This window comes from Synechococcus sp. A15-24, assembly GCF_014280195.1.
Classification (GTDB): Bacteria; Cyanobacteriota; Cyanobacteriia; order PCC-6307; family Cyanobiaceae; genus Parasynechococcus.
Genome location: NZ_CP047960.1, coordinates 36,884 through 56,839 on the forward strand (window position 1 = coordinate 36,884; position 19,956 = coordinate 56,839).

At 63.0% G+C, this 19,956-nt stretch carries 21 protein-coding genes and 1 tRNA gene; 9 read left to right on the forward strand and 13 right to left on the reverse strand.

Annotated elements, in window-relative coordinates:
• Positions 1-12: 12 nt before the first annotated feature.
• Positions 13-222, forward strand: coding sequence for a hypothetical protein (locus tag SynA1524_RS00195; protein WP_186498439.1), 210 nt, complete (start codon positions 13-15; stop codon positions 220-222).
• 14 nt (positions 223-236) lie between these two features.
• Here the strand turns inward: SynA1524_RS00195 and SynA1524_RS00200 are convergent.
• A tRNA-Trp gene (locus SynA1524_RS00200) sits at positions 237-308 on the reverse strand.
• A gap of 33 nt (positions 309-341) precedes the next feature.
• Positions 342-1,490, reverse strand: a complete 1,149-nt coding sequence (locus SynA1524_RS00205; protein ID WP_186498440.1) for a pyridoxal-phosphate-dependent aminotransferase family protein — start codon at positions 1,488-1,490, stop codon at positions 342-344.
• A 50-nt stretch (positions 1,491-1,540) separates the two neighbouring features.
• On the opposite strand from SynA1524_RS00205, the gene cbiD reads away from it, so the two are divergent.
• From cbiD to mrdA, 5 genes are read left to right on the forward strand one after another with little or no spacing between them, the layout of a single operon-like run.
• Positions 1,541-2,650 carry a cobalt-precorrin-5B (C(1))-methyltransferase CbiD gene (gene cbiD / locus SynA1524_RS00210; RefSeq protein WP_186499416.1) on the forward strand — a complete coding sequence of 370 codons (1,110 nt, stop codon included), beginning with the start codon at positions 1,541-1,543 and terminating at the stop codon, positions 2,648-2,650.
• A gap of 36 nt (positions 2,651-2,686) precedes the next feature.
• Positions 2,687-4,273 (forward strand): glutamine-hydrolyzing GMP synthase, encoded by a 1,587-nt coding sequence (gene guaA, locus SynA1524_RS00215; protein ID WP_186498441.1) that lies wholly within the window; start codon positions 2,687-2,689, stop codon positions 4,271-4,273.
• Between the two features lie 52 nt (positions 4,274-4,325).
• Positions 4,326-4,937 (forward strand): DUF8672 family protein, encoded by a 612-nt coding sequence (locus tag SynA1524_RS00220; protein WP_186498442.1) that lies wholly within the window; start codon positions 4,326-4,328, stop codon positions 4,935-4,937.
• Between the two features lie 9 nt (positions 4,938-4,946).
• Positions 4,947-5,309 carry a hypothetical protein gene (locus SynA1524_RS00225; RefSeq protein ID WP_186498443.1) on the forward strand — a complete coding sequence of 121 codons (363 nt, stop codon included), beginning with the start codon at positions 4,947-4,949 and terminating at the stop codon, positions 5,307-5,309.
• A 3-nt stretch (positions 5,310-5,312) separates the two neighbouring features.
• A complete protein-coding gene (gene mrdA, locus SynA1524_RS00230; protein WP_186498444.1) occupies positions 5,313-7,100 on the forward strand; it encodes a penicillin-binding protein 2 in 1,788 nt (595 codons plus the stop codon).
• 3 nt (positions 7,101-7,103) lie between these two features.
• On the opposite strand, the gene SynA1524_RS00235 is transcribed toward mrdA, so the two are convergent.
• The 4 genes from SynA1524_RS00235 to SynA1524_RS00250 all read right to left on the reverse strand — a co-directional run bounded on the left by SynA1524_RS00235 (position 7,104) and on the right by SynA1524_RS00250 (position 10,626).
• A complete protein-coding gene (locus SynA1524_RS00235; protein ID WP_186498445.1) occupies positions 7,104-8,249 on the reverse strand; it encodes a glycosyltransferase family 4 protein in 1,146 nt (381 codons plus the stop codon).
• A 13-nt stretch (positions 8,250-8,262) separates the two neighbouring features.
• Positions 8,263-9,459, reverse strand: a complete 1,197-nt coding sequence (locus tag SynA1524_RS00240; RefSeq protein ID WP_186498446.1) for an NAD-dependent epimerase/dehydratase family protein — start codon at positions 9,457-9,459, stop codon at positions 8,263-8,265.
• A 73-nt stretch (positions 9,460-9,532) separates the two neighbouring features.
• Positions 9,533-9,706, reverse strand: a complete 174-nt coding sequence (psb34, locus tag SynA1524_RS00245; RefSeq protein WP_186498447.1) for a photosystem II assembly protein Psb34 — start codon at positions 9,704-9,706, stop codon at positions 9,533-9,535.
• A gap of 95 nt (positions 9,707-9,801) precedes the next feature.
• A complete protein-coding gene (locus SynA1524_RS00250) occupies positions 9,802-10,626 on the reverse strand; it encodes a thiazole synthase (protein WP_186498448.1) in 825 nt (274 codons plus the stop codon).
• A 51-nt stretch (positions 10,627-10,677) separates the two neighbouring features.
• Between SynA1524_RS00250 and SynA1524_RS00255 the strand changes: the two genes are divergently transcribed.
• Positions 10,678-11,229, forward strand: a complete 552-nt coding sequence (locus SynA1524_RS00255; RefSeq protein WP_186498449.1) for a hypothetical protein — start codon at positions 10,678-10,680, stop codon at positions 11,227-11,229.
• A gap of 22 nt (positions 11,230-11,251) precedes the next feature.
• Here SynA1524_RS00255 and SynA1524_RS00260 read toward each other — a convergent pair whose 3' ends face one another.
• The 3 genes from SynA1524_RS00260 to rpmI are packed head-to-tail and all read right to left on the reverse strand — an operon-like array spanning position 11,252 to position 12,362.
• On the reverse strand, positions 11,252-11,767 hold the full coding sequence (locus SynA1524_RS00260) for a tetratricopeptide repeat protein (protein ID WP_186498450.1): 516 nt from the start codon (positions 11,765-11,767) through the stop codon (positions 11,252-11,254).
• Between the two features lie 9 nt (positions 11,768-11,776).
• Entirely contained in the window at positions 11,777-12,124 is a 348-nt protein-coding gene (gene rplT, locus SynA1524_RS00265) for a 50S ribosomal protein L20 (protein WP_186498451.1), read from the reverse strand.
• Between the two features lie 40 nt (positions 12,125-12,164).
• Entirely contained in the window at positions 12,165-12,362 is a 198-nt protein-coding gene (rpmI, locus tag SynA1524_RS00270; protein ID WP_011126936.1) for a 50S ribosomal protein L35, read from the reverse strand.
• Positions 12,363-12,420: 58 nt separating this feature from the next.
• Here rpmI and SynA1524_RS00275 point away from each other — a divergent pair, with 58 nt between their 5' ends.
• Together SynA1524_RS00275 and SynA1524_RS00280 are read left to right on the forward strand one after the other, a co-directional pair.
• Complete coding sequence (locus tag SynA1524_RS00275; protein WP_186499417.1) at positions 12,421-13,968, forward strand: SpoIID/LytB domain-containing protein; 1,548 nt, start codon at positions 12,421-12,423, stop codon at positions 13,966-13,968.
• Between the two features lie 24 nt (positions 13,969-13,992).
• Positions 13,993-15,315 carry a glycosyltransferase family 2 protein gene (locus tag SynA1524_RS00280; protein WP_186498452.1) on the forward strand — a complete coding sequence of 441 codons (1,323 nt, stop codon included), beginning with the start codon at positions 13,993-13,995 and terminating at the stop codon, positions 15,313-15,315.
• Positions 15,316-15,377: 62 nt separating this feature from the next.
• On the opposite strand, the gene SynA1524_RS00285 is transcribed toward SynA1524_RS00280, so the two are convergent.
• The 4 genes from SynA1524_RS00285 to clpP form a co-directional block, all read right to left on the reverse strand.
• On the reverse strand, positions 15,378-17,144 hold the full coding sequence (locus tag SynA1524_RS00285) for a DNA polymerase III subunit gamma/tau (protein WP_186498453.1): 1,767 nt from the start codon (positions 17,142-17,144) through the stop codon (positions 15,378-15,380).
• Positions 17,145-17,167: 23 nt separating this feature from the next.
• The gene (locus SynA1524_RS00290; RefSeq protein ID WP_186498454.1) at positions 17,168-17,806 is read right to left on the reverse strand and encodes a lecithin retinol acyltransferase family protein; all 639 of its coding nucleotides are present in this window, start codon (positions 17,804-17,806) and stop codon (positions 17,168-17,170) included.
• Between the two features lie 18 nt (positions 17,807-17,824).
• Positions 17,825-19,174 (reverse strand): ATP-dependent protease ATP-binding subunit ClpX, encoded by a 1,350-nt coding sequence (gene clpX / locus SynA1524_RS00295; RefSeq protein WP_186498455.1) that lies wholly within the window; start codon positions 19,172-19,174, stop codon positions 17,825-17,827.
• 81 nt (positions 19,175-19,255) lie between these two features.
• Positions 19,256-19,930 carry an ATP-dependent Clp endopeptidase proteolytic subunit ClpP gene (clpP, locus tag SynA1524_RS00300; protein WP_186498456.1) on the reverse strand — a complete coding sequence of 225 codons (675 nt, stop codon included), beginning with the start codon at positions 19,928-19,930 and terminating at the stop codon, positions 19,256-19,258.
• Positions 19,931-19,956: the final 26 nt, after the last annotated feature.

Genomic DNA, 19,956 nt, shown 5'->3' on the forward strand with positions numbered 1-19,956 from the left:
CTGCTGATATTGATGCTCTCGTCTTCGAAGACTGAATCACTGTCTGATCAGCGTGAAGCGTATTCACAAGCTGCTCAGAGCTTATTTAATAAAGCCAAGCTCATAGCTGAAGTTGGTCAATATTCGGAAGCAGGGTCGTTAATCCTGAAAGCTCTTGATCAGGAGCGTCGCGCACAAGGCAGTGGACCGCAGGTTTTGCAGCTCATCAAACCCCGTGGCTGAGTTTTTGATGATCAAGCGGGTGACCGGATTCGAACAGGCGACGTTCAGCTTTGGAAGCTGACATTCTACCACTGAATTACACCCGCAAACTGGCAAGATCACTCTCGCCGTCTTCTGTTTCAGCTGAGCGCTGCTGCTGCTGCTGCGACGCCTGCTCCCATGCTGCCGCTTTGTAAACCCAACGACTGAAGCGTGGCTTCAATGGCGGACACGGCGGTCAAGACATCGCGATCGCAGACATAACCAAGGTGGCCGATGCGGAACACTTTGCCCTTCAGGTGATCCTGACCGCCGGCGAGGAGGATGTCGAAGCGCTCCTTCACGGCTTTACGCAATTGCTCGGCATCGATGCCATCGGGAGCTACAGCGGTGATGGCTGGACTGCCGTGGCCTTCAGCCGCAAACAACGGCAGCCCGATCGCTTTCATGCCCGCCTGGGCGGCTGACCGGTGGCGAGCATGACGGGCAAAGATTGCTTCCAGGCTCTCTTTCTGCATCATCTCCAAAGCAGCTTCCAGGCCGAAATAGAGATTGACCGCCGGCGTGAAGGGGTTGCTGTTCTTGGCGGCGGTTTTTCGGTATGGGCCCAGATCCAGATAGAACTTCGGCAGATCCGAGCGTTCATAGGCCTGCCAGGCCCGTTCGCCCATGGCCACAAAGCTGAGGCCGGGTGGAAGCATGTAGCCCTTCTGGGATCCGGAGGCCACCACATCCACGCCCCAGGCGTCCATGGGTACATCGGTGGCCCCGAGGCTGGTGACGCAGTCCGCGATGGTCAGGGCGGTGCCGTGGGCCTTCACATGGCGGGCGATGGTCTCCAGGTCGTTAATGACTCCGGTGGACGTCTCGGAATGGGTGAGGATCACTGCTTTGATCGCCTTGGCGCTGTCGGCTTCCAGGGCCAGGCGGAAGGCTTCCGTGTCGAGGGGTTGGCCCCACTCGGCTTGGATCACCTCCACCTCCAGGCCGTAGGCGCGCGCAACCTTCACCCAGCGCTCACCGAATTTGCCGTTGTCGCCGCAGAGCACCTTGTCGCCGCGACTGAGGGTGTTGATGATGCCGGCTTCCATGGCGGCGGTGCCGCTGGCGGTGATCACCAGCACATCACCCTGGGTCTGGTGCAGCCACTTCAGCTGTTCCGTGGTGCGTTGAACAACGGCCTGGAACTCACCACTGCGGTGGCCGATCGGGTGGCGCCCCATGGCCTTGAGCACTGACTCGGGCACCGGGGTCGGGCCCGGAATCATCAGGGTGAGCTTGTCCTGCACGGCGTGGAGGGAGCCAATCGGCCAGTCTAGAAAACAGCGTCTCATGTCCCATCGCACCTTCTGCTTCAAGCGGTACGTCCGGTGGCCTCACCTTGCCGGTGTGGGTGGCCTCAGCGGCGCGGGCAGCCCTGCAGGCGTTGTTGGGGAACCCGTTTGAGCCAAAGCAGCAGGTGTTGCAGCCCGATGGTGGTGAGCCTCTGCTGGTGACGGTGCGTTCGGCGGCTCGGTTGAGCGACGACCAGGCTCTGGCCATCAGCCGCTGTGATCCTGGCCCAGGGTTGGACCTCACCCGTGATCTGGAGATCTGGGTGCGCGTCGCCTGGACCCCCAGTGCGGATCAAGGCCTTGTGCTGATGCCCGGTGAGGGGGTCGGACGGTTTGGTCCCGGCGGAGATGCCTGCCTGTCGACTTATGCCCGAGAGCTGCTGGAATGCACCCTGCTGCCGTTGCTGCCTCCCGGGCGCGGCCTGGTGGTGGAACCGGTGCTGCCCTGCGGTCGCAGCCTGGCGGAGCGCACCAGCAATGCCGCCTTCGGTGTGGTGGATGGTTTGGCACTGATCGGAACCCAGGCGGAGGTGCAGCAGAGCGCGGCACCGGAGCAGTTGCAGCAGGTGCTTCGTGCGCTTCGGGCTCTGGTGGCCGATCCGGGCTTCGGAGGGTCTGTGGCGCTGGTGATCGGTGAAAACGGTCTGGATCTGGCGCGACGGGCGGGGCTATCGCCATTGCTGAAGGTGGGCAACTGGCTTGGACCGGTGCTTGTGGCTGCTGCGGAAGCCGGTGTGAAGGATCTGTTGCTGCTGGGTTACCACGGCAAATTGATCAAACTGGCTGGTGGCATCTTTCACACCCACCACCACCTGGCAGACGGCCGGTTGGAAGTGCTGACGGCACTGGGGCTCGACGCAGGCCTCAGCCTCGAAGAGCTGCGTCAACTGCGTTCCGCAGCATCGGTGGAGGATGCATTCCAACGCCTGAATCCTGAAACGGCGACGGATCTGGGGCGGTTGCTGGCGGCGACGGTGGAACAGCGCAGCCAGGCTTACATCGCCCGCTATGGCGATTGGCCCTTGCGCATTGCGGCTGTTCTGTTTGACCGGAGCAGGACGCTGCGCTGGCGTGGGCCGATGGCGGAAGAGCGCTTCTTTACGCTGAAGGATTGACGCTCGACTGCGAGCGAGAGAAACCTTTCAGGAGCGATGTCCCAGCCTTCGTCCGACGGTCAGCGTCAGCCGGCCATCGTCATCCTTGATTTCGGCTCCCAGTACTCGGAGTTGATCGCCCGCCGCGTGCGCGAAACCGAGGTGTTTTCGGTGGTGCTCGGCTACAGCACCTCAGCGGAGGAGTTGCGGGCAATGCAGCCGAAGGGGATCATCCTCAGCGGCGGTCCCAGTTCGGTGTACGCCGAGCACGCGCCACTCTGTGATCCGGCGATCTGGGAGCTGGGCATCCCGGTGCTGGGGGTCTGCTACGGCATGCAGCTGATGGTTCAGCAGCTGGGGGGTGTGGTGGAAGCCGCCAGCGGCAAGGCCGAATACGGCAAGGCACCGCTGGAGGTGGACGATCCCACCGATCTGCTCACCAACGTCACCGGTGGATCCACGATGTGGATGAGCCATGGCGACTCGGTGAAGTCCCTGCCCGAGGGATTTGTTCGCCTGGCGCACACCGCCAACACCCCGGAAGCCGCGGTTGCTCATCTACAGCGTCGCCTCTACGGCGTGCAGTTCCACCCCGAGGTGGTGCACTCCACCTGCGGCATGGCCCTGATCCGCAATTTCGTCTACCACATCTGTGGCTGTGAGCCGGACTGGACCACCAGCGCCTTCATAGATGAGGCCGTCGCAGTGGTCCGGGAGCAGGTGGGCGAGAAGCGGGTCCTGCTGGCCTTGTCCGGTGGCGTGGATTCTTCAACCCTTGCTTTCCTACTGAAGAAAGCCATTGGTGATCAGCTCACCTGCATGTTCATCGATCAGGGCTTTATGCGGAAAGGGGAGCCGGAGTTCCTGATGGACTTCTTCGATCGGAAGTTCAACATCAATGTTGAGTACATCAATGCCCGCCAACGTTTCATCGGCAAGCTGAAGGGCATCACCGATCCGGAGGAGAAGCGCAAGATCATCGGCACGGAATTTATTCGTGTGTTCGAAGAGGAGAGCAAGCGCCTTGGACCGTTCGATTACCTGGCGCAGGGAACCCTCTATCCGGATGTGATCGAGAGCGCCGGTACCAACGTCGATCCCAAGACCGGTGAGAGGGTGGCGGTGAAGATCAAGAGCCACCACAACGTGGGCGGATTGCCCAAGGATCTGCAGTTCAAGCTGGTGGAACCGCTGCGCAAGTTGTTCAAGGACGAGGTGCGCAAGGTGGGGCGTGCCTTGGGCCTGCCGGAGGAGATCGTCCGCCGCCATCCCTTCCCCGGCCCTGGCTTGGCGATCCGCATCCTGGGGGAGGTCACCGACGAGAAGCTCAACTGCCTTCGGGATGCCGACCTGATCGTGCGGGAGGAAATCCGCGAGGCAGGGCTCTATCACGAGATCTGGCAGGCCTTCGCCGTGTTGCTGCCCGTCCGCTCGGTGGGGGTGATGGGGGACAAGCGGACCTATGCCTGGCCGATTGTGCTGCGCTGCGTCTCCAGCGAAGACGGTATGACCGCCGATTGGTCACGGTTGCCTTACGACCTGATGGAAACCATCTCCAATCGCATCGTGAATGAGGTGAAGGGGGTGAACCGGGTGGTGTTGGATATCACCAGCAAACCGCCGGGCACGATCGAGTGGGAATAGGGCTGGATCCAGTGGTCCGGGGTCGATACCTTGGGCCACCGGCTTCCTTGATGTGACGGCGACCCAACCGCAGGACCTGCAGCTGCAACGGCGTTTGCAGCAGGACAGCATTCAGCTGGGTGGGCGCACCGTCTACCTGAACCCATTCCTGTACTGGAGACGGTTCGACAGCAACACCGACCGCTGGCTGCGGGAACCGGGCCAGTTGACGGAGGATCAGATCACCGCCAACCGCCGTCGCTTCTATCCCGAACTGGATTGGGGTGAGTTGGATGACCACCAGACCGCTGTCCATGACGGTGCGGTGGAGATGTTCCTTAAGAGCCTGGACCTGATCAGCACCTTCCACCCCGAGCTGGGGTCCGGCCAGATGCTCGAGGTGGAGCGCAAGATGACGATTACTAAGAAGAAGGCCTTCGAGCGCTGGGTGGATAAAGCGCTGCGTCGCCGCAGCCGCGAGGAGGTCCGTGAACATCGCCGTTTCGAGCGCAACCGCACCTGGCAGGCCTGGCGGGAGTGGATCGCCATGGACACCACCCACAAGGCTCTGGTGCCGATGGTGATGCTGATGGTGCTCAGCGCGGTTGGTGGTTGGTCACTTGGTGCCAGTCCGTCGGCCTGCCCGACACTCACCCTGCCGTCAGTACAGACTGGGGTTCGCTGAATAGGCCCCATGGCCGCCGAATCCGGCTCGGACAATCCCCTCGACCAACTACGTCTGTCGTTGATGCAGGAGATTTTGCCTGTGGGTTTGGCGGTGGTGGAGCGGGCCCGTCAGGGGGGGCCATCGAAGGTGGTGGAGGCCTTCACGACGGGGTCCGCAGACCCGTTGGATGATCTGCGCCAGGAGGGAGAGCCCACGGCCCGCAGTGTGCGCGAACAGCTTGATGCCGTTAGCCCTGGACTGGGTAATCCTGTGATGCCCGTGGTGGTGTCGGTGGAGGAGCCCGAAGATGAGCGGGAGGAGTTGTTGGTCACCTTGCAGCGCATTGATCAACGCCTGGCAGCCCTGAAGGCTCAGCTCCAGGCCGACTGAACTGTGGCGGGATTGATCCAGCAGCGGCAGACCGGCCTACGTCAGCAACCGTTGGTGCTGTTGCTGGTGGTGCTGCTGTTCTGCGGCGCCATGGTGAGTCGCCTGGTGTGGATGCAGTTGCTGGAGGGGGCGCGCTATCGGGAACTGGCCGATGAGAACCGCATCCGTCTGGTGCCGCGGTCGCCGATCCGTGGACGTTTGCTGGACCGCAAGGGACGGGTGCTGGCCACCAGCCGACTCAGCTACTCGCTGTATCTCGAGCCACGGCTCGTGGGAGACGCGGACTGGCCGGATCTAAGGGATCGTCTGGCGCGGCTGCTGAACCTCGACCCCGCCAAGCTGGATCAGGAACGTCAGCGCGGACCGGATCGGGATGGCTATCGCACCACCCTGGCCCTGGATCTACGCCCAGAGCAGGTGCTGCGCTTCCGCGAGCAAGCGCGTGGTCTCAAGGGGGCCCAGGTGGATGTGGACATCCTGCGCCACTACCCCCATGGCACTCTGGCTGCCCATGCCCTGGGATACACCCAGCCGATCACGGAATCGGAGTACGAAACCCTTGCCGAACGGGGCTACAGAATCCGCGACCGCATCGGACGGACGGGGGTGGAAGCGGCCTACGAGTCCCATCTGCGCGGCAAGTGGGGCGGTCAGATGCTGGAGGTGAACGCGATGGGGGAGGTGCAGCGGAATCTGGGTGATCGCCCGTCCGTGGCGGGGCAGGACCTCACCCTCACGTTGGATCTCGATCTGCAGCAGGCGGCGGAAACAGCGCTGGCGGACAAGCCCGGTGGGGCGGTGGTGGCCCTTGATCCCAAGGATGGAGCCATTTTGGCGCTGGCGAGCAAACCGGGGTTTGACCCCAATTTCTTCTCCAAGCTGATCACCACACAGAAGGAATACGACGCGCTTTTTTCCAATCCAAAGAAGCCATTGCTGTCCAGGGCGATGAACCCCTACGACCCCGGCAGCACCTGGAAGCCGGTCACGGCGATGGCCGGGATGGAATCAGGCAAGTTCCCGTCGGACACCAAGTTGCACACCACGGCTTGCATCACCTACGGCGGCCATTGCTTCCCCGATCACAACGGTGTGGGATTCGGCCATATCGGGTATGCCGATGCCCTGCGTTTCTCCAGCAATACCTTTTTCTATCAAGTGGGAGTCGGTGCCGGGTCCAAGGCGCTGAAACGGGCGGCTGATCAGCTGGGCTTTCAACAGAAAACCGGCATCGAGATCGGCTGGGAGGAAAGTGTCGGATTGGTGGGCGATGAGACCTGGGCCGCGGCGGGTCGTGGCTGGGCGGAACCGGGGACGGTTCCCTGGATTCCTGAGGACATGGCCAGTGCGTCGATCGGTCAGTCCGTGGTGCAGATCACGCCGTTGCAGTTGGCCCGTGCCTACGCCGTGTTTGCCAATGGCGGTTGGTTGGTGACACCGCATCTGGCCCAGGGAACAACCGACTGGCTGGATGCTGATCACCGCGGCAAGGTGCCGATGAAAGCGTCCACGTTGGCCACGATCCGAGCGGGGTTGCGCAAGGTGGTGTCGGCGGGAACGGGGTTTGGACTCAACGGACCAGGCATTCCAACGGCAGCCGGCAAGACCGGCACCGCGGAGGACAGCACCGGCGGTCCGGACCATGCCTGGTTTGGGTCCTATGCCCCGTACCCCAATGGTGAGATTGTTGTGGTCGCTTTCGCCCAGAACACCCCTGGCGGTGGATCCGTGCATGCCCTGCCGATGGCCAAAGCGGTCCTAGCGGAATGGAACCGAACCCGTCAGGAGTGACGGTCAGGCCGCCGCGCTGAGCTCCCGCTCCAGCACTTGCCGGTAATAGCCACGGAGCTGTTCTGTGGCTCCAGCCCAGCCCCAGCGTTCCGCTTCGGAGCGAGCGGCACTGCGCAGGCTCTGGCGCTCGGCGGCGTCACCCAGCAGGCGTTGGCTGGCTTTGATCAGGCTGGCGGCACCGCCATCGGCTCCATCCGGTTCATAGAGGCAGCCATTCACACCGTCGGTGATGATGTCGGGAATGCCACCGCGGTTGGCGCCCACCACAGGGCAGCCGGCGGCCATGGCCTCCAGCAGCACCAGGCCGAGGGTTTCTGTGCTCGAGGGGAACAGGAAGGCATCTCCGCTGGCATAGGCGCCGGCGAGTTCTTCGCCGGCCAGATAGCCCACGAAGGTGGTGGCAGTGCCCTCAAAATGCTTTTGCAGTTGTTGGCGATGCGGACCGTCGCCCACCAACGCCAAGCGGGCGTGGGGCAGGGCTTCCAGTACCGGACGGATCCGTTCGATCTGTTTCTCGGCAGACAGCCGGCCCACATACAACAACAGGGCCCCACGGTCGTCCTGGCCCCCCAGGAGTCGCGCCCGCATCGCGTCGGAACGCAGTTCGGGGCGGAACAGGTCGGTGTCGACGCCCCGCTGCCACAGGTCAGTGTTCTGGATGCCTTTGTCGCTCAGTTCCTGCACCATGGCGGTGGAGGTGCAGAGGTTGAGCAGTGCCTGGTTGTGGGCGGCCTTGAGCAATTCCCACAGCAAGGGTTCGAGCATGCCCATGCCGTAGTGCTCGAGGTACTTCGGCAGGTGGGTGTGGTAGCTGGCGATCAGCGGGATCGATTTGCTTTTCGCCAGCCAGATGCCCCCCAGGCCCAGCACGGCGGGGTTGACGACGTGGATCAGGTCCGGTTGAAAGCTGTCGATCGCTTCGGAGACGGCGGGCCGTGGCAAGGCCAGCTTGAGCTCGGGATAGAGGGGGAGAGGCATGGCGGGCACGCCGATCAACCGGGCACCCATGTACTCATCCGGACAACCCTCCGGACAGAAAACGATCACCTCATCACCGGCCTCCACCAGATGCCTCACCGTTTTGGTGAGGCGGGTGACGATGCCATCCACCTTCGGCAGGAAGGTTTCGGTGAAGAAGGCGATTTTCACGGGCTGAACCGGATCAGGAGGCGGTGCCGATGGCTTGTGCCTGGGTCTTGGTCCAGGCAGAGGTGCAGAGGATGCGGTTGCGGTCGCAGCGGTCGGCGAACTTGGTGGCGATTTCCACCACTTCCTTCAACAGTCCGTCATCAAGAGTGGTGGGATTGAGACCCAGCTCGATGAAGCAGCGGTTGTCCACGATCAGGTCGTTTTCGACGGCCTCGTTGCGGGGATTGGGCAGGTTGTTCACCTGCGCACCGGTGAGGGCGGCCACCTTCTTGGCCAGTTCGCCCACCTGGTGGCTTTCCGTCATCTGGTTGAAGATCTTCACCCGTTCGCCCTGGGTAGGGGGATTCTCCAGAGCCAACTGGACGCACCGCACCGAATCGCGGATGTGAATGAAGGCGCGGGTCTGGCCGCCGGTGCCATGCACCGTGAGGGGGTAACCGATGGCGGCTTGCATCAGGAAGCGGTTCAGCACCGTGCCGTAGTCGCCGTCGTAATCGAAGCGGTTGGTCAGGCGTGGGTCGCGATCGGTGGCGTCGGTGTTGGTGCCCCAAACGATGCCCTGATGCAGATCTGTGATTCGGACCTTGTCGTTCTTGTTGTAGTAAAGGAAGAGCAGCTGATCCAGCGTCTTGGTCATGTGATATACGCTGCCCGGGCTGGCGGGGTGGAGGATTTCCTCCTCGAAACGGCTGCCGTCTGGCTGGGGAACTTCCACCTTGAGGTAGCCCTCGGGGATGGTGGCACCGCGGTGGGAGCCGTAGCCATAGACACCCATGGTGCCCAGATGCACCACATGGATGTCCTGCCCGCTTTCCACGATGGCGGCCAGCAGGTTGTGGGTGCCGTTGACGTTGTTGTCGACGGTGTAGCGCTTGGTGGCGCTGCTTTTCATCGAATAGGGCGCGGCCCGCTGTTCGGCGAAATGAACAATCGAATTCGGCTTCTCCTCCAGTAGCAGATCCAGCAGCCGCTGATATTCGTGGGCGATATCCATATGAACGAAGCGCATCGGCTTGCCGCCGATCTCCTCCCAGGCCTTCAGCCGCTCACCGATGCTGACGATCGGCGTCAGCGACTCCACCTCCAGATCGATGTCGATCTTGCGGCGGCTGAGGTTGTCCACGATCAGCACGTCATGGCCCTGATCCGCCAGGTTCACCGCACAGGGCCAGCCGCAGAAGCCGTCACCGCCGAGAACGAGAACTTTCACCCCAAACTCCTGCTGGAAAGAGCGGAACGCTCATTCCAGGCAAGCTACTACAGGGATTTTCGTGGACTGCGGTTCAGCTGATGGCAACGGTGACTGCCATCAGGCCAGCCACGAGCACAACACCACCGACCGCCATTAGAAGAGAGCTGCGACCGCGGCTGCGGCTGGTCTCCAGGTCCATCACCTCCATGCGGGGCTCCTTGGCGAAAGCATTGAGGCGTCCGCCGTCTTCCGTGGTGACCTGCATGGGACTGATGCGACTGGACGGACGTTATGGGTCCAATTGCTCATCGACCGTCAATGTGTCGCAGGCTTCATGTCACTTCATGTCTCTTCACCGAATCAGCTGCTGACCAGGCCGGTAGTGGGGGAACTGGCGGAGGCCTCCTCGCGGCGGGGAAGCCGGCCGGCGCTGAAGGCAGTTCGTCCAGCGATCACGGCCTGACCCATGGCCTCGGCCATGGCTGCAGGGTCTCGGGCTAGCGCGATCGCACTGTTCACCAGCACAGCGTCGGCACCCATCTCCAGGGCCTGAGCCGCTTCGCTGGGCACACCGATGCCGGCATCGACAACCACCGGTACTGAGGCGTTTTCGATGATCAAGGCGATGTTGGCGGCATTGTTCAATCCCTGGCCTGAGCCGATTGGTGAACCGAGGGGCATCACCGTGGCGCAACCGGCGTCCTCGAGGTGCTTTGCCAGCAAGGGATCGGCATTGATGTAGGGCAACACGGTGAAGCCTTCCTTCACCAGTTGCTCGGCTGCCTGGAGAGTGCCGATCGGATCCGGCAGCAGATGACGGCTGTCGGGGATCACCTCCAGCTTCACAAAGGTGTTGTCCTCCTGACCAGCCAGCTTCGCGAGTTCACGGCCAAGCCTGGCCACCCGCACGGCCTCCTCGGCGTTGGTGCAGCCTGCGGTGTTGGGCAACATCCAGATGCGTGTCCAGTCGATGGCTTCCATCAATCCAGCGTGGCCGGCCGCTTCGGCCTGCACACGGCGAACCGCCACGGTGACCATCTCGCAGGCAGACCGCTCGATGCTCTGTTGCATCAGCTCCATGGAGGGGTACTTCCCGGTTCCGGTGAACAGCCGGCTGTGGAAGCGGCGGCCGCCGATGATCAGGTCATCGCCCTGGGCCGGGGAGCTGGGTGGGTTGGGAACCATGACGCGTCTGAGCAAAAAGGCCTACCTTGACCCCATCATCTCTCGTGCTTCATGCCTGTCCTGCTCGCCATGGATCTTCCGGTCGGCAGTCAGGTGCCGTTCCAGAGCAACCCTCAGCTGCCGCTGGACCCGATTCAGCTGGCGATCCCCCTGGAGATTGAAGACGGCGAGGTGGAAAACTTTGACCCTGTGGCAAGGGCCGCTGAGTTGGCATCCAGGCTTCCCCGCACCTGGTGCGGCACGTTCAAGCCCTATAGTGGTAATCCTACCGTTGATGTGACCCTGGAGTTGACCGCTGTGACGGCCATGGGTCAGATGGTGGACCTGCGCGGCAGCATGACCATTGGGTCAATGACCACTCCGGTTCAGGGCAATCTCCATGCCAAGTCGGACCAACTGGATCTGATACCCCTCGGCGATCCTTTGATTGCTGGTCTCGAGCCCGGCGGTCTGTTTCTTGGTCTTCAGGGGTTCAGTCCCACCGGCTGGCAGTCACCTCGTTTGATCAATACCGCTGACCCCAGCACCGGTTTTGGTGGCCGCCTCGCTCTCATGAGCAGCTGCCAGGCAGAGACGTCTGTGCCCGTTCAACCGCTCTGGTGACGACTGGTTGATCGTTAATCGATCAGACCCGTTTCTCAAGCTTTTTGACGGCCCGCTTCGCCGTCTGGTTCTCGGGTTCGATCTCCAGGGTGCGCCGGTAGAGCGTCAACGCCTCTTCTGATTTGAGAAGTTTGTCCTGGGCATATCCCAGGTTGTTTAAGGCCACCGGGTAATTCGGCTTGGCCTTGAGAGCAAGCTTGTAGTGCTTGCTGGCTTCCTCGTAGTTCTTCTGGGCAGCTAAGGCAAAGCCCAGGGCATTTTCGATCACAGCCCGAGCTTCATCGGGTTCATCACCCAGACGTTTCAACGCCTGTTTCAGCGTGGCTGTGGCCTGGGGATACAGCCGTTTGCGCAACTGCACGGAGCCCAGCTCGTAGAGATCGGCAGCCTGGCGAGACTTGGCCGTGCCGGATTGTTCCAACTGCTGCAGCCGTGATTCGTCACGACGCACACGCAGCAATTGCCTGCCGACCACCACCGCGGCGATGGCGAGCAGGCCGACCAGGCCCAGCAGGTAGGTCTGGGGCAGCAGGTTCACAGGGGTTGATCAGCCTTTGGCGGTGGCGACCACGTTGCTGAAGCTGCTGGGATCCACCACAGCCAGCTGAGCCAGCATCTTGCGATTCAGACGAACGTCGGCTTTTTTCAGGCCACCCATCAAACGGCTGTAGCTCACGCCATTGATGCGTGCTGCGGCATTGATGCGAGCAATCCAGAGGCGACGGAAATCGCGCTTGCGACGACGACGATCGCGGTAGGCGTTGCACAACGCCTTCATCACCCGCTGATTGGCGGTGCGGAACTGGGTTCCGTTGCCGCCGCGGAAGCCACGGGCAAGCCGCAGGATCTTGTTGCGGCGCTTACGGGCGACGTTGCCTCTCTTGACGCGAGCCATGACGTTGGAAGGGTGGAATCAGATCGGGACGGAAAAAGCTTCAGGCGTACGGAAGCATGCGCACCACCCGCAGTTCGTCGGTCTCGTGAACCACAGCCTTGGTGGCGAGGTGACGCTTCTGCTTGGGGGTCTTGTGGTCCAGCAGGTGGTTGCGGAACGCACGACGACGCGTGAATTTGCCAGTGCCGGTTGCCTTGAACCGCTTGGCGGCAGCTTTGCGGGTCTTCAGCTTGGGCATTGCTCTGCTCGTCCTGGCACAAACAACAAGAATACGTCTTGATGTGCCCCTCTACCCAATGATTCGGTTGCTGGCCCTTACAACTTTGTTGTGGGTCGCATCGGGATGCCGCGCCCAGGACAGCCCGCCTCCCCTCGAATCCCAGCGTTCCGCAGACGCCCAACAGCCTCTCACCCATCGCGAGGTGGCCGCGCCACCGGCGGTGACGGGGCGACAACCGCTCCTGTGGGTGTCGTTGGGGGCCCATCTGGGCGCTTGCGTTGATGCGCCACCACTCACGCTGACGGCAGCATCCGGCAGCCTCAGCCTGGAGGACCGTTCCGGACGGCGGTGGTCGGCAGCGTCGGTTCAGATCAGCTGGCGGTCCGTTCCTTTGGAGCAACCGATGGCGTTGGCCCGTCGGGTGGCGGGTCCATTCGCCAGTTTTGAGTCGGCGGAGCGGGTGGCGCTGCGTTGGCGGGCGCTTGGGGTGGCCGCTGAAGTGGCCCATCCGGCTGACTGGGAGGTCTGGGCGCCGGCAGGGGCTCTGGCTCCAGAGAATCTGCTGGTGCGGGATTGGTCCACCCGATTGGAGTTCACCGTTGAGCCGGTGCTGCAGCTGCCGGAAGGGGGGACGACGCTGAAGGGCCCGTTGCAGATCGATGCGCCAGGGGGATTGCGTTGGGGCCAAGGGGTGTTTCAGGGCCCGTTCCGTTTGCAGCGGGATGCCTACGGCAGCTGGACGCTGGTGGAACAGGTGCCCTTGGAGCGTTACCTCGAGGGAGTGGTGCCCCATGAGATCGGCGCGGGTTCACCGGAGGCGGCACTGCAGGCCCAAACCGTGTTGGCTCGCACCTGGGCCCTGGCTAACAGCCATCGTTTCCGAATTGATGGCTATCACCTGTGCAGTGACACCCAGTGCCAGGTGTACAGCGATCCCCGGCAGGCTGGGTCAGCGGTGCGGCAGGCGATCACGTCAACCCAGGGGCAACTGCTCAGTTGGCAGGGCAAACCGATCAGCGCGGTTTATCACGCCACAAACGGTGGTGTGATGGCAGCGGGGCCTGAGGCCTGGGCGATGGACGCTCAGCCTTACCTGAAGGCGGAAGCTGATGGTGATGCCGGCTGGCAGCAACGCCATGGGTTGCCGTTGCAGCAGCGCTCTGCGGTGGCCAGCCTGCTGGCAGAACTTGAGGGGGCCTACGGCAGCGCCCACCCGCATTTCCGCTGGACGCGAACCTTGACGGCAAGCGGGATCCGCCAGGCCCTTGGAGCGCCTGCTGCCGGATTGAAGGGCCCCTTGCAACTGGACGTTCTGGCGCGGGGCCACAGTGGACGGGTGCTGGCCCTGCAGGTGTCCGGCACGGATGGTGGTGCGCCGGTGGTGCTGAAGCTCGATCGCATCCGCCGCACCATTCGGCGTCTGCCCAGCACCCTGTTCTTGATCGAACCCCAGGGTGATCAGCGTTGGTTGGTGCGAGGTGGCGGCTTCGGCCATGGGGCCGGGTTGTCCCAGGCTGGTGCCATTGATCTGGCCTGGCGCGGCTGGTCAACCGAGCGGATCCTGGCCCACTACTACCCAGGGACTGTCTACGGCCCGCTGCTTCCGCCGCTGGAGTCCCCTTAGAGTCCTCCCCACCTGAGTGGTTGCATGGCGTCCACCCCTGGATCTGGTGATCACCGCAGGGTGAAGTCGGCAGCCTTCCTGTTCGCCTGTGGCTGTGCCGGTGCGGCACCCCACTGGCTGGATCCGATGCGATCGCTGTGGCCGGCCATCAGCCTGGCGATGGTGCTGGGTGGATACGGATTGCGCACCGTGCTGCGCGCTGATCTGAAGCGGGGAGATACGGCTGAGGCGGTTGAGCTCGACCGGGAATCATTGCCCAGCCTGGATGTGGTGGTGGCGGCCCGCGATGAAGAGGGTGTGGTCACGCGCCTGGTGGAGCGGTTGACGGCCCTTCGTTACCCCGCTGATCGCCTCACCACCTGGGTGATTGACGACGGCAGCCTGGATCGCACCCCCCAGTTGCTGGATCAACTGGTGGAACGTCATCCCGGATTGAACGTGATCCACCGGCCGCGCGATGCCGGCGGTGGCAAATCCGGTGCGTTGAACACAGCGCTGGCGCAGCTGAGCGGCGACTGGTTGCTGGTGCTGGATGCCGATGCCCAGCTGCAGGAGGATCTGCTGGAGCGGCTGGTGCCCTATGCCCTCGACGGCGGCTGGTCAGCAGTGCAGTTGCGTAAGGCGGTGATTGATGCCGATTGCAACTGGCTGACGCGGTCGCAGGCGATGGAAATGGCCTTGGATGCGGTGATTCAGACCGGCCGTCTGGCTGATGGCGGCGTTGCGGAGCTGCGTGGTAACGGTCAGTTGATTCGCCGTTCGCTGCTGGAGGAGAGCGGTGGCTTCAACGAAGACACGGTCACCGATGACCTGGATCTGAGCTTCCGCCTGCTCACCCACGGCGCGCTGGTGGGCATGCTCTGGGACCCGCCTGTGCAGGAGGAGGCCGTGCCGGGCTTGAAGGCCCTCTTGAAGCAGCGGCAGCGTTGGGCAGAAGGCGGCTTGCAGCGCTTCTTTGACTACTGGCCAACGCTGATATCAGCGCAGTTGACGTTGCGACAGCGTTGGGATCTGGCCTGCTTCTTCCTGCTCCAGTACTGCCTGCCGGTGTTGTCGTTTGCCGACCTGAGCACGAGTGTGATCAGCCGCACTGTGCCGACATACTGGCCGTTGTCGTTTGTGGCGTTTGGTGTGTCGGGCCTTGCTTACTGGCGCGGTTGTCGTGGACGCAATGAGGGGCCAATGATTCCGCGGCCCGGTGTGTGGCATTTGCTGGTGGCGATGGTGTATCTAAGCCACTGGTTTGTGGTGATTCCGTGGGTGACGTTGCGGATGGCGTTGCTGCCCAAGCGATTGGTCTGGGCCAAAACCAGCCACGGAGGCGAGCACGTCACGGCTGGCGTCTGATTGGCACGATATTGCGTCTAAATATGTACTAAATGATAGCGATATCGTGCCAGTCGAGGTCTTTAGAACTCTGTATTGTCCACATCCAGCACCTGACCGTTGAAGAAATCGGCCAGATTCTTCGCTTGGCGGTCGAGCCCTGATGGTTCGCTCGTGTTGGCAGGCGGCCTCTTGGGTTCTGGAGGCCTGGGGGCTTGGGAGACAGCCTCGGGCAGTTGCGGAGTCGCAGCTGGAGCTGGTTTGGTCTGGGCTGGTGGCGTTGGCTCAGGAGTTGGACTTGGCGTGTTGATCACCGGAGGGGTGACCACCGGCGCTTGTGGTGGGGTGACCACCGGAGGTGCACCGCCGCTGCTGGCCTCGAGCACCAGCTGGCGGGATCCCCCCAGGGCTTTGGCCATGGCCTGTTCCAGCAAGGCAGCCCGGCTCTGCACCATGCCCATCCAGTTGCTGGCCACCTGCACCACAGCCCGGTTGGCATCGAGCCGCACCAACTGCCCCTGCTGCGACAGCAGCATCCGGGTGGAGGGCAACTCCAGGCTGCCGAGGATCTGCTGCCACAGCTCCGCCAGGTTGGGCGTTGCGTTCTCTGCAGCAGCTGGCACCACCTTGGGCAGCTCCGGAGCCGCTGCTGGCGCCGCAGATGGTGTTGGCGTTGGTGCAACCGCTGGAGCTGTTTGAGCTGGCACGGCCGCGGCGACGGGTGTTGATGTTGTTGTTGCTTGAACTGTGGTTGCAGCCTCCGCCAGCAAGCCCAGCAACAGCACCTCCAGCCACAGCCGCGGCTGAACGCTCTGGCGTAATTGCTGTTCGCTGCCCCGCAGCTGCGCCTGCCACTGCAACAAGCGGACGCGGCCCAGGGCTTTGGCGAGGGGCGGCAGCTGGTCGCGGAATTGGGGCGACACCCCGGTCAGTTCCGGCCGGTCTGGAGCCGCAGCCATCAGCACCAGATCCCGCAGGATCCCTGCCAGGCCCTGCAGCACGGCGCCTGGATCGCGCCCGCGATCCAGCAGGTTGCGGGTGGCTTCCAGCAGGGCCACCGGTTCTGCGCTGCTCATGGCCTGCACCAGTTGCAGCAGTTCCTGCTCCGGCACTGCTCCCAGCAGATCCCATACCGCGGTGGCTTCGATCGGAGGCGGCAGCAGGCTCAGCTGGTCCAGCAGGCTCTCGGCATCCCGCAATCCCCCCTGGGAGCGCTGGGCCACCACATGAATCGCCTCCGGTTGGATCTCGATGGCTTCCTGCTCAGCAATCCAGCTGAGATGCGCCTCGAGGGCATCGAGGGGAATGCGGCGAAAATCAAAGCGCTGGCAGCGGCTGAGAATCGTGGGCAGCACCCGCTGCGGGTCCGTGGTGGCCAGCACGAACACCACCTGTGGCGGTGGTTCCTCCAGGGTTTTCAGCAGTGCATTGAAGGCTGCGGTGGACAGCATGTGGCATTCGTCCACCACGTACACCTTCCAGCGCGCTTGCACCGGTGCGAAGCGCGACCGTTCGATCAATTCGCGGATGTTGTCGACGCCGGTGTTGGAGGCGGCATCGATCTCGATCACATCCAGGGCCGTACCCGTCGCAATCGTGGTGCACAGCTCACAGGTGCCGCAGGGTTCCGGCGTGGGCCCGTCGCTGTTCAGGCAGTTGAGCGATCGCGCCAGGATGCGGGCACTTGAGGTTTTACCGGTGCCGCGGGGCCCGCTGAACAGGTAAGCCGGCGCAATCCGATTGCTGGTGAGCGCATGGCCGAGGGTGGCGGCAATCGCCTCCTGGCCCACCAGCTGATCGAAGCGTTGGGGCCGGTATTTGTGATGCAGCGGCTGGTAGGCCGTACTCATGCGCTGCAGTCGTTACGGGGAGATTACTCAGCTTTGTCAGCCTGCGGCAGGGCAGCTGGCTGTTCCAGCAGGGCATCGATCCGCCGCTTCAACTCCTCCACCGCCGCCAGTTCATCGGCCAGGCTCTGGCCGCTGAGCAGCAGCGTTCGGTTGCCGCCATCGCCCGCCTGTTGCAGCAGGGTTTCCAGCTTGCCGAGCAGTTTCTGTCGCAGTCGCTCCAGCTTGGCTACACCCTGACGGGCCAGCTGGCGGGCGTTGTCATCCAACAACCCGCGCTGTACCAGCACCTCCAAACCGCGCATCAGGGCGGCCGGCATCAGACCGCTCCAGTGGCGAGCCCGCTCCAGGGCTGAGTCGATCTGGCCGCTGCGGTGGCGGCCGGTCTTGCACCAGGTGGCGAAGTGCTCGCAGTTGTTGAACAGCAGGTTGTAGTTCTGCTCACCTATACGGCTCATGGCCCGCTGCAGGGTCACCCGTGTCGGTGAGGCATCGGCATGGGCGATCACGGTCAGGGGTTGTCCCTGGCTGAAGTCGTCCGAGGAACTGCGCAGGATTTCGCGGCCCTCCAGGTAGTGCGCCACGGTGCCATCGCCCAGATCGATGCCGTGGTGGTGGAACAGGCCGTGCTGACGCGGCACCTGCAGGTGGTCAGCGGCGGCCATGGTGAAGCGTGAGGAACGTCAGGCGGTCTTCTGCTGTTCGGTGCCCGGCAGGGGGAGCACCTTGCCGCCGGTGTGCTGCTCCACCATCGCCTGAGTGATCGTGAATTCCTTCACCGTGCTCTGGGAGGGGAGGTCGTACATCAGGTCCAGCATCAGCTCCTCAACGATGCCGCGCAGGGCTCGGGCGCCGGTCTTGCGGCGATGGGCCTCCTGGGCGATGGCGTGGATGGCGGCTGGTTCGAACTGCAACTGCACGTTGTCCATGCTCAGCAGGGTGCGGAACTGCTTCACCAGGGCGTCGCGGGGCTCGGTGAGGATCGATTCCAGGGCGCTTTCATCCAGCGGTTCCAGCACCGCACTCACCGGCATCCGGCCGATGAATTCAGGAATCAGGCCGTACTTCACCAGATCATCCGGTTCCAGGTGGCGCAGCACCTGGGTGGTCTGCAGCTCACGGTTGGCACGGCTGCGACCGCGGCCGTCCGTGGGCATGAAGCCGATGGCATTGCGGCCCATCCGCTTCTGCACCACCTCATCGAGGCCAACAAAGGCACCGCCGCAGATGAACAGGATTTGGCTGGTATCGATCTGGATGCAGTCCTGATACGGGTGCTTGCGGCCTCCTTGGGGCGGCACATTCGCGACCGTTCCTTCCAGCATCTTCAGCAGGGCCTGCTGCACCCCTTCGCCGGACACATCCCTTGTGATCGAGGGGTTTTCGCTCTTGCGAGCGATCTTGTCGATCTCGTCGATGTAGATGATGCCGCGCTGGGCCTGATCCACATCCATATCGGCCTTCTGCAGCAGCCTGAGCAGGATGTTTTCCACGTCCTCACCCACGTAACCGGCTTCGGTGAGGGTGGTGGCATCGGCCACGGCAAAGGGCACATCCAGCATCTCGGCCAGGGTCTGGGCCAGCAGGGTTTTGCCGCAGCCGGTAGGACCGATCAGGAGGATGTTGCTCTTGTGCAGCCGGGTGGCGCTCTGCTCTGTTTCACCCTGGCCATCTCCCTGCCAGGCCAGGCGTTTGTAGTGGTTGTACACAGCCACCGACATCACCTTCTTGGCGGCCTCCTGGCCCACCACCTGCTCATCCAGGAAGCTCTTGATCTGTTGCGGTTTGGGGATCGAGGCCAGGGTCGGCGCGGGCTTGCCACTCTTCTTGGCAGCAGGCGCTGCCTTGCGGCTGTTGTCGGCTGCCTGGCCCCGATTGCCCTGGCTGTCCACCAGCTCTTCATCCAGGATCTCGTTGCAGAGATCGATGCACTCATCGCAGATGTACACGCCCGGTCCGGCGATCAGCTTGCGCACCTGGTCCTGCGACTTCCCGCAGAAGGAGCACTTCAGATGGGCATCAAACTTGGCCATCGAACGCCGGGCACATCAGGAGAACAGGAAGCGACCGGGCGGTCTCCCTGAAACTCAGGATCGGGACAGGAGAGCGGCTTGTCAGCCCTCCGTAACGATTCCTTCGCCCCCGGAGCTGTCCACCACCCGATCGATCAGGCCGTATTGAACCGCTTCTGCTGGGGAAAGGAAGTAGTCGCGATCGGTGTCTTCAGCGATCTTGTCCAGCGGCTGACCGGTGTGGTCGGCCATCAGAGCGTTGAGCGTTTCCTTGAGGAAAAGGATCTCTTTGGCTTGGATCTCGATATCAACGGCTTGCCCCTGGGCGCCGCCAAGCGGTTGGTGGATCATGATCCGGGCGTTGGGCAGGGCAAGACGCTTTCCTTTGCAGCCGCCAGACAGCAGGAAGGCACCCATGCTCGCCGCGAGGCCGTAGCAGATGGTCACCACATCAGGGGCCACCTGCTGCATCGTGTCATAGATGGCCAGGCCAGCCGTCACCGAACCCCCCGGTGAGTTGATGTAGATCTGAATGTCCTTCTCAGGGTCCTCGGCTTCAAGAAACAGCATCTGGGCCACGAGAGCATCGGCAACTGCGTCATCCACGCCGGTGCCTAGAAAAATGATCCGTTCCCTGAGCAGCCTTGAATAGATGTCGAAGGCGCGGTCTCCACGTCCGGACTGTTCCACCACGGTCGGCAACGGGCCGGGGGCAGAGATGGGCATCTCAGCCCGCCAGCGGTTCTGGATCGGGTGATGGCTATGGGCGTCGATCACGCGCTTGTTGTCCTTTTGCGTGGAGT

What these genes read in the sequence shown, in the direction of transcription:
- rplT (WP_186498451.1), bottom strand. Translation starts at nt 12,124, where the DNA reads ATGGCTCGCGTCAAGAGAGGCAACGTCGCCCGTAAGCGCCGCAACAAG.
- SynA1524_RS00285 (WP_186498453.1), bottom strand. Translation starts at nt 17,144, where the DNA reads ATGAGTACGGCCTACCAGCCGCTGCATCACAAATACCGGCCCCAACGC.
- SynA1524_RS00255 (WP_186498449.1), top strand. Translation starts at nt 10,678, where the DNA reads ATGCCTGTCCTGCTCGCCATGGATCTTCCGGTCGGCAGTCAGGTGCCG.
- SynA1524_RS00225 (WP_186498443.1), top strand. Translation starts at nt 4,947, where the DNA reads ATGGCCGCCGAATCCGGCTCGGACAATCCCCTCGACCAACTACGTCTG.
- SynA1524_RS00290 (WP_186498454.1), bottom strand. Translation starts at nt 17,806, where the DNA reads ATGGCCGCCGCTGACCACCTGCAGGTGCCGCGTCAGCACGGCCTGTTC.
- SynA1524_RS00195 (WP_186498439.1), top strand. Translation starts at nt 13, where the DNA reads ATGCTCTCGTCTTCGAAGACTGAATCACTGTCTGATCAGCGTGAAGCG.
- clpX (WP_186498455.1), bottom strand. Translation starts at nt 19,174, where the DNA reads ATGGCCAAGTTTGATGCCCATCTGAAGTGCTCCTTCTGCGGGAAGTCG.
- psb34 (WP_186498447.1), bottom strand. Translation starts at nt 9,706, where the DNA reads ATGCAGGTCACCACGGAAGACGGCGGACGCCTCAATGCTTTCGCCAAG.
- SynA1524_RS00280 (WP_186498452.1), top strand. Translation starts at nt 13,993, where the DNA reads ATGGCGTCCACCCCTGGATCTGGTGATCACCGCAGGGTGAAGTCGGCA.
- guaA (WP_186498441.1), top strand. Translation starts at nt 2,687, where the DNA reads ATGTCCCAGCCTTCGTCCGACGGTCAGCGTCAGCCGGCCATCGTCATC.
- SynA1524_RS00250 (WP_186498448.1), bottom strand. Translation starts at nt 10,626, where the DNA reads ATGGTTCCCAACCCACCCAGCTCCCCGGCCCAGGGCGATGACCTGATC.
- rpmI (WP_011126936.1), bottom strand. Translation starts at nt 12,362, where the DNA reads ATGCCCAAGCTGAAGACCCGCAAAGCTGCCGCCAAGCGGTTCAAGGCA.
- SynA1524_RS00275 (WP_186499417.1), top strand. Translation starts at nt 12,421, where the DNA reads ATGATTCGGTTGCTGGCCCTTACAACTTTGTTGTGGGTCGCATCGGGA.